Genomic DNA, 6619 nt, shown 5'->3' with positions numbered 1-6619 from the left:
TCCGACCTGATCCTTTCGCGCATGATGGCGCTGCATCCGAAAATCATCGACCTGACGCTGGATCGCGTCTGGCGGCTTCTGGAGGCGCTTGACCACCCCGAACGCAACCTGCCCCCGGTCATCCACCTTGCGGGCACCAACGGCAAGGGCTCGACCCAGGCGATGATCCGCGCGGGGCTGGAGGCGATGGGCAAAAGCGTCCATGCCTATACCTCGCCCCATCTCGCGCGCTTTCACGAACGTATCCGGCTGGCCGGGGACCTGATCTCCGAGGATTACCTCTCAGAGGTGCTCGAAGAATGTGAAGCCGCCAACGGTGGCATCCCGATCACCTATTTCGAGATCACGACCTGCGCTGCGTTGCTGGCTTTTGCACGGACCAAGGCGGATTATACGCTTCTTGAGGTCGGGCTCGGCGGCAGGCTCGATGCGACCAATGTCATCGACGCGCCTTGCCTGACGATCCTCACCCCCATCTCCATCGATCACCAGCAATATCTGGGTGAGACCTTGCCCGAGATTGCGGGCGAGAAGGCCGGCATCCTCAAGCGCGGCGTGCCTTGCGTGGTCGGTCCGCAGGAAGAGGCGGCGATGGAGGTGATCGAGGCGCGTGCAGCAAAACTCGGTGTGCCGCTTCTGGCGCAGGGCCAGCACTGGCAGGTCTGGGAAGAACGCGGGCGGCTGATCTTTCAGGACGAAAACGGCCTTCTTGATCTTCCGCTGCCGAACCTTCCCGGGCCGCATCAGATCGACAATGCAGGCGCGGCGCTGGCCGCCCTCCGCCATCTCGGCGCGGATGAAGCGGCTTGCGAGGCGGCGGTCACCAACGCCTTTTGGCCCGCCCGCATGCAGCGGCTGAGCCATGGTCCTCTGATTGAAGCGGCGGGTGATTGCGAAATCTGGCTCGACGGCGGCCACAATCCGGCGGGCGGCATCGCCGTCGCGGCGACGCTGGCACGGTTGCCCGCGAAGCCCACCCATCTGATCCTCGGCATGCTCAACACCAAGGATATCGCTGGCTATCTGCGCCCGGTTGCGGCGGCATCGGAAAGCCTGACGGCGGTCTCGATCCCGGGTGAGGCCAATACATTGTCGGCCGAAGACACCCAGAAGGCCGCCGCCAAGGCGGGCATCCGGGCCGAAACCGCCGAAAGCGTGCTGGCCGCCGTGACCGCCATCGCCAGGGACAATCCCGGTGCCCGCATCCTGATCTGCGGATCGCTTTATCTGGCAGGCGGCGTGCTGCGCGAGAACGGCTGAACAGTCAGCTCAGGACACCATCTACCGGCCGCATAGGTTCGGGCGGTTCGCGGCCCAGCGCCTCGGCCACCGATATCTCGATCACCCGGCACATCGCATCCAGCGGCAACCCGTTGGCGGCATCGCGGAAGGGGTGTTCCAGCTCATCACTGACCGCGTTCAGGCCGAAAAAGACATAGGCGACGATGGCAGCGACAGCGGGTGCGAATGCGCCCGCCGTGTCGATCAGGGCGAAGGGCAGGATCAGGCAGTAAAGATGGCTCGTCCTGAGAACGAGCAGCGAATAGACGAAGGGGATCGGGGCCGAGGCCAGCCGTTCGCAACCCGCTTGCGCAAGGGCCACAGAGCCAAACCGCTCAGCCAAAGCACGCTGGCCCATCGCGTCGATCCGGCCCGCTTCTGCCTCTTGCCGGATCACCCCGGCCATCGCCCTGAGGGCCGCATCGGGCGGGTTGCGCTGTTCCGCATGCCTCGTTGCGCTTTCATCCCATGCACCAGCTTCGGTCGTTGCCGCCACACCGCGCAGCCAGCCGCGATGCAGATGCGCAAAACCCGCCATGCCGGTCATGACCGCGTCACGCGCCGCACCTTGCCCAAGAAAGATCAGCGTTTCGCGCCCGAGCGAGCGGGTATCGGCGATCATCTGACCCCAGAGTTTGCGCGCCTCCCACCAACGGTCATAGGCGGCGTTGTTGCGAAAGCCGAGGAACAGCGACAGCGCGATGCCAAACACCCCCATCGCGGCAATGGAGACATGTGGCAGGGGCAGAATATGGCGGTCGATCAGCAGCACAGCCAGCGCGAACCCGGCAAAGGCCAGAATGCGGCCGATGATCCGAGGGACTATAGAGCCTTGCATCACCAGGATGAGGTGCAGGAGGTTGGGTGTGTCGCGAACGATCATGGCAGATCCGGTTGCATAGGCAGGCCGCTGCTAACTGCCCTTTCAATCCCCTCCGTACCAGCGCAAATGCGACATTCGCCGCGCCGCATTCGCCATGATGGTGCTCGTGGTCAGAAGGCTTCCGTCACCTCGTACATCACCGGCTCAAAGCGCGCGCAGAGTTCGGCAATCCGACGGTTCCTTTCGCGCATCTCGGGCGTGCGCAGCATCGCCTGAAAATCCTTGCGGTCGCGCCATTGGCTATAATTGGCGATCCGGGTCTGGGCGTCGTTCATATGCAGGCCCGCGCCGATGAAACCCGGCTGGTGACGGATGAACTTGTCATAGGCTTCGTTCAGCTCATCCATCAGGTCCTGCGCCGTGCCGGGCGTCATCTCGAATGTTGTGATGACGGTCTGACCGCTGAAATCCTTGGCAATTGTCGGCATGGGCTCACTCCGTTCCGGGCGCGTTCAAGTTGACTATCGCGCCCGGGAAGCGGCCTGTAAACCGGCGATCAGAAATCGAAGAGATCCGAGAGGAAACTCTCGCGTTTTTTCTTCCGGTACCGCCGCCGGTCGTCGTCGTCGTCGTCGTCGTCGTCGCGGTCGTGGCCACGGTTGCGTTCGCGATGGCGGTCATGGTCATCATCCCGGCGCGGCGCGGGCCGTGTGTCGCGGCCGGGTTCCTTCAGCGCCACTGGCGGTGCGGCATCTGCGACACTGCGATCGATGATCTTGTCCAGTTCCCCGCGATCCAGCCAGACCCCACGGCAGCTCGGGCAATAGTCGATCTCTACGCCGTTTCTTTGGGTCATCACCAGCGTCGTATGGTCGACAGGGCATTTCATCGGTCGGGTCTCTCCTTTGATGGGGTCCCGTCCGATATGGGGTCAGCCAGCGACCATACAAGTCAGTCGGCAAGAAGCCGCAGCACCTCATCCGTCAGCGCGCCGACCTCTGCCGTCGCAGCGCTCTTACCCGCCTCAACCGCGCCCAGCCCCTGACCAAGCGTTTCGGCATAGACGACCCGGTTGGCCAGCCGCGCCTCTGCGACGCCTGCTGTCAGTTCTGCAGCCGCGCGGGCCACATCCTCGCCCAGCCGTGTTCCCGCCCGGGCGCGGTTCATCACCAGCCAGGTTTGCTTGCGTTCCCGTGCGGCAAGGTCAAGAACGCCTTCGGTCGCCCAGAGATCGACATGAGAGGAGGCGACCGGCACCAGCACCAGATCGGCCTCGCGCAACGCGGGGCGCAAGTCGGCATCGACCTTGGGCGGCGTGTCGACGATCACCAGATCGGCCTCACCCTTCAGCTTTTCGCATTCATAGGAGACACCCCAGGCCGAGGAGGTGGAAAACTCCAGCCCTGCCTCGCCGAGACGTTCGCGTCTTGTAATGAACCAGCGGCCGAGCGAGCCTTGTGGATCGGTGTCGAGCAGCGCCACCGACATCCCACGCCGGATTGCCGCGACGGCGAGGTTGACGGCCAGCGTGGTCTTGCCCGACCCGCCCTTCTGCTGCACGACCGCAATGACCTTGCCTGGCATGATCCCTCCGATGCTGCGGCTCAGCGTAGGGTGATTCTCTGGCGATTGCACGGGCGGAAATGCCGCAGGCAGCGAAGGGGCCCGTAAGGTGGGTTTCAACCCACGCCTGTCCGGGGGAGGTGGGTTGAAACCCACCTTACGCGGACTGCTCCCTCAGCGCAGCTTCAGCACGATCTTTCCGATATGACCCGAGCTTTCGATGCGCCGGTGCGCCTCGGCGGCCTGATCCAGCGGAAATTCGGAATCCATGACCGGCTTCAGCCGTCCACCCTCGATCAGCGGCCAGACATGCGCGCGCAGTTCTTCGGCAATCCGCGCCTTGGCGAGGTCGCTTTGCGGGCGGAGCGTCGATCCGGTGATGGTCAGCCTGCGGGTCATCACTTGCGCGAAGTTCAGTTCCACTTTGGGGCCCGAAAGAAAGGCGATCTGCACGAGACGCCCGTCATCGGCCAAAGCCTTGATATTGCGCGAGATATAGTCGCCGCCGACCATGTCTAGGATCAGGTCGGCACCGCCCGCCGCGCGCAGGATATCGACGAAATCTTCCTCGCGGTAGTTGATCGCGCGTTCCGCGCCCAACCCTTCGCAGACGGCGCATTTCTCGGCCGATCCGGCGGTCGTGAAGACCCGCGCGCCCAAGGCGCTGGCGATCTGGATCGCCGTCGTGCCGATGCCGGAGGACCCGCCATGGACAAGGAAGACCTCTCCGGCCTTGAGCCCCCCGCGCATGAAGACGTTGGACCAGACCGTATAGCAGGTCTCGGGCAGGCAGGCGGCCTCGCGCAGGTCCATGCCTGCGGGGATCGGCAAGGCGTGTGCGGCAGGGGTCGCGACATATTCGGCATAGCCGCCGCCGGGCAGCAGCGCGCAGACCGCATCGCCGACCGACCAGCCGGATACATCCGGACCCAAAGCCGCCACGCGCCCCGATGCCTCCAGCCCCGGCAGGGGCGAGGCCGAGGGCGGCGGGGCATAAGCGCCCGCGCGTTGCAAAGCGTCGGGGCGGTTGACGCCTGCCCAATGGACCTCGATCAGGATCTGGCCGGGGCCCGGCACCGGCACTGGTACTTCAACCGGGGTCAGCACCTCCGGCCCGCCCGGCGCAGAAATCTCGATCGCCCGCATCGTCTTTGGCAGCGTCATGCGCCCTCCTTGCCCGTCATTCGTCCCGGCAGGTCATCCGGCGCGCGTGCTGGTGCCCGGACCCGGTCCAGTATCTTCATTGGCCCGGCCAGCACCCGGCCCAGCACCGGATTGTCCCGCACCTGCGCCTTGAACTTCTCGAACCGCATCACGTCTTCGATTCGGCGGTCGAGAAAATCCCATGTCGCGCTTTGCCCCTCGCTTCCATCGCCAAGACAGTAAAGGACCGTGGATGAATAGACCGCCGACAGGGTCGCGCGTTTGGAATACCAGTTGATGTCGTCCGATGTGTCACCGAGGGCGCGCCAGATCGCATCCGCCGTACCCCAGACAAGGGCCGCCCCCGTCGCGGCGTTCTGCGGCAGGGCAAAATGAGCTGTCCCCCGCCGCACCAGTTCCCGGTCCGCCCCATCAAGGCGCAGCCGGACGGCCAGCGTAACCCGGTCGCGGAACCGCAGGGCGGCAAGGTCTTTGGCCTCAAGTGCTGCCACCATCGCCGCATCGCCTGCCTTGTGATAGGCGACCGCAAGGTCCAGTGCCCCGCGCGGGAAGACGGCGCGGGCCAGATCGGGGGCGATGCCGGTATCGGCGCAGGCCGCCTGAAACGTGGCCTCTGACCAGCCATCGAAGACGGCATGTTTGAGAGCGGCTTCCAGCAGCTTTTCCTTCGCCGAACCGATGTCGAAACCCTTGTTTTCCATGGCCTGCCTCCGCCTCACCCACCCCATAGACAAAAGCCGGGGCCTTTGCTATAGGGGCGCCTCCTGCAACTGATTGCAACTCTAACTTAGGAAGGTGGTGACAACCACATGCAGGTCAGCGTTCGCGACAACAACGTCGAACAGGCGCTTCGTGCTCTGAAGAAAAAACTTCAGCGCGAAGGGGTTTTCCGTGAAATGAAGCTTCGGCAACACTTCGAGAAGCCCTCCGTCAAGAAAGCGCGCGAGAAGGCCGAGGCCATCCGCCGTGCCCGCAAACTGGCACGCAAGAAGGCCCAGCGCGAAGGCGCGCTCTAAGACGCGGCTGGAACAGCTGGCGGGGGCAACTCCGCGACAGACGATCAACCCCCGAGGCAAGCCCCGGGGGTTTTTCGTTGTCCATCCCTGCGGTAATGCCGGATCAGATATCCAGCGTATGCTCCTTCTCCCACCGGGAGAAATGCGACACGAAGGAATTCCATTCCTGCTGTTTCAGCTTCAGATAGGCGGATGAGAATTCCATGCCCATCGCGGCCTTCAGCGACTTGTCCTTGTCGTATTCCCGAAGCGCGTCGAGCAGGTTTAGCGGCAGCTTCGGCGCCCCTTTCACCTTGTGCCCCTCGGCATACATATCGATGTCCCACCGCTTCCCCGGATCAGCCTGACTGCGCACGCCGTCGAGGCCTGCCGCGATGATCACTGCCTGAAGCAAATAGGGATTTGCTGCCCCGTCGGGAAGGCGCAGCTCAAACCGGCCGGGTCCGGGGACGCGCACCATATGGGTGCGGTTGTTGCCGGTCCAGGTCACGGTATTCGGTGCCCAGGTCGCGCCGGATGTGGTGCGCGGCGCGTTGATCCGCTTGTAGCTGTTGACGGTCGGATTTGTGATCGCCGCAAGCGCCGAGGCATGTTTCATGATGCCGCCCAGAAAATGCCGGCCGCGTTCGGAAAGGCCCAGCTCCATTGACGGGTCAGCAAAGGCGTTGGTTTTGCCGTCCAAGTCCCAGACCGAAATATGCGCATGGCACCCCGAACCGGTCAGTCCCTTGAACGGCTTTGGCATGAAGGTCGCGCGCAGCCCGTGCTTTTC

Annotated in this window: 8 protein-coding genes and 1 pseudogene; 2 read left to right on the top strand and 7 right to left on the bottom strand. The window is 64.1% G+C overall.

From position 1 onward, the window contains the following. The coding region (locus WBB85_RS01810) for a bifunctional folylpolyglutamate synthase/dihydrofolate synthase (protein WP_432636913.1) at nucleotides 1-1260 on the top strand (1260 nt) is incomplete at its 5' end. 4 nt (nucleotides 1261-1264) lie between these two features. Here WBB85_RS01810 and WBB85_RS01805 read toward each other — a convergent pair. From WBB85_RS01805 to WBB85_RS01780, 6 genes are all read right to left on the bottom strand, one after another. Then, nucleotides 1265-2164 (bottom strand): bestrophin family protein, encoded by a 900-nt coding sequence (locus WBB85_RS01805; RefSeq protein WP_432636912.1) that lies wholly within the window; start codon nucleotides 2162-2164, stop codon nucleotides 1265-1267. A gap of 110 nt (nucleotides 2165-2274) precedes the next feature. Further along, nucleotides 2275-2592 (bottom strand): antibiotic biosynthesis monooxygenase family protein, encoded by a 318-nt coding sequence (locus WBB85_RS01800; RefSeq protein WP_432636911.1) that lies wholly within the window; start codon nucleotides 2590-2592, stop codon nucleotides 2275-2277. A 68-nt stretch (nucleotides 2593-2660) separates the two neighbouring features. Further along, complete coding sequence (locus WBB85_RS01795) at nucleotides 2661-2993, bottom strand: zf-TFIIB domain-containing protein (RefSeq protein WP_432636910.1); 333 nt, start codon at nucleotides 2991-2993, stop codon at nucleotides 2661-2663. Between the two features lie 62 nt (nucleotides 2994-3055). Further along, complete coding sequence (parA, locus tag WBB85_RS01790) at nucleotides 3056-3688, bottom strand: ParA family partition ATPase (protein WP_432636909.1); 633 nt, start codon at nucleotides 3686-3688, stop codon at nucleotides 3056-3058. 153 nt (nucleotides 3689-3841) lie between these two features. Continuing rightward, on the bottom strand, nucleotides 3842-4831 hold the full coding sequence (locus WBB85_RS01785) for an NAD(P)H-quinone oxidoreductase (protein WP_432636908.1): 990 nt from the start codon (nucleotides 4829-4831) through the stop codon (nucleotides 3842-3844). After that, nucleotides 4828-5532, bottom strand: a complete 705-nt coding sequence (locus WBB85_RS01780; RefSeq protein ID WP_432636907.1) for a COQ9 family protein — start codon at nucleotides 5530-5532, stop codon at nucleotides 4828-4830. The genes WBB85_RS01785 and WBB85_RS01780 overlap by 4 nt, the downstream gene beginning before the upstream one ends. Nucleotides 5533-5640: 108 nt before the next feature. Here WBB85_RS01780 and rpsU point away from each other — a divergent pair, with 108 nt between their 5' ends. Then, nucleotides 5641-5847 (top strand): 30S ribosomal protein S21, encoded by a 207-nt coding sequence (gene rpsU / locus WBB85_RS01775; protein WP_119750744.1) that lies wholly within the window; start codon nucleotides 5641-5643, stop codon nucleotides 5845-5847. A 103-nt stretch (nucleotides 5848-5950) separates the two neighbouring features. On the opposite strand, the pseudogene WBB85_RS01770 reads toward rpsU, so the two are convergent. Further along, nucleotides 5951-6619: pseudogene (locus WBB85_RS01770) on the bottom strand (type III glutamate--ammonia ligase); the annotation flags it as partial.

The sequence above is a fragment of the Albidovulum sp. genome (assembly GCF_049646345.1).
Lineage (GTDB): Bacteria > Pseudomonadota > Alphaproteobacteria > Rhodobacterales > Rhodobacteraceae > Albidovulum.
The sequence above is the reverse complement of the archived record's forward strand: the minus strand, read 5'-3'. Positions and strand labels throughout refer to the sequence as shown.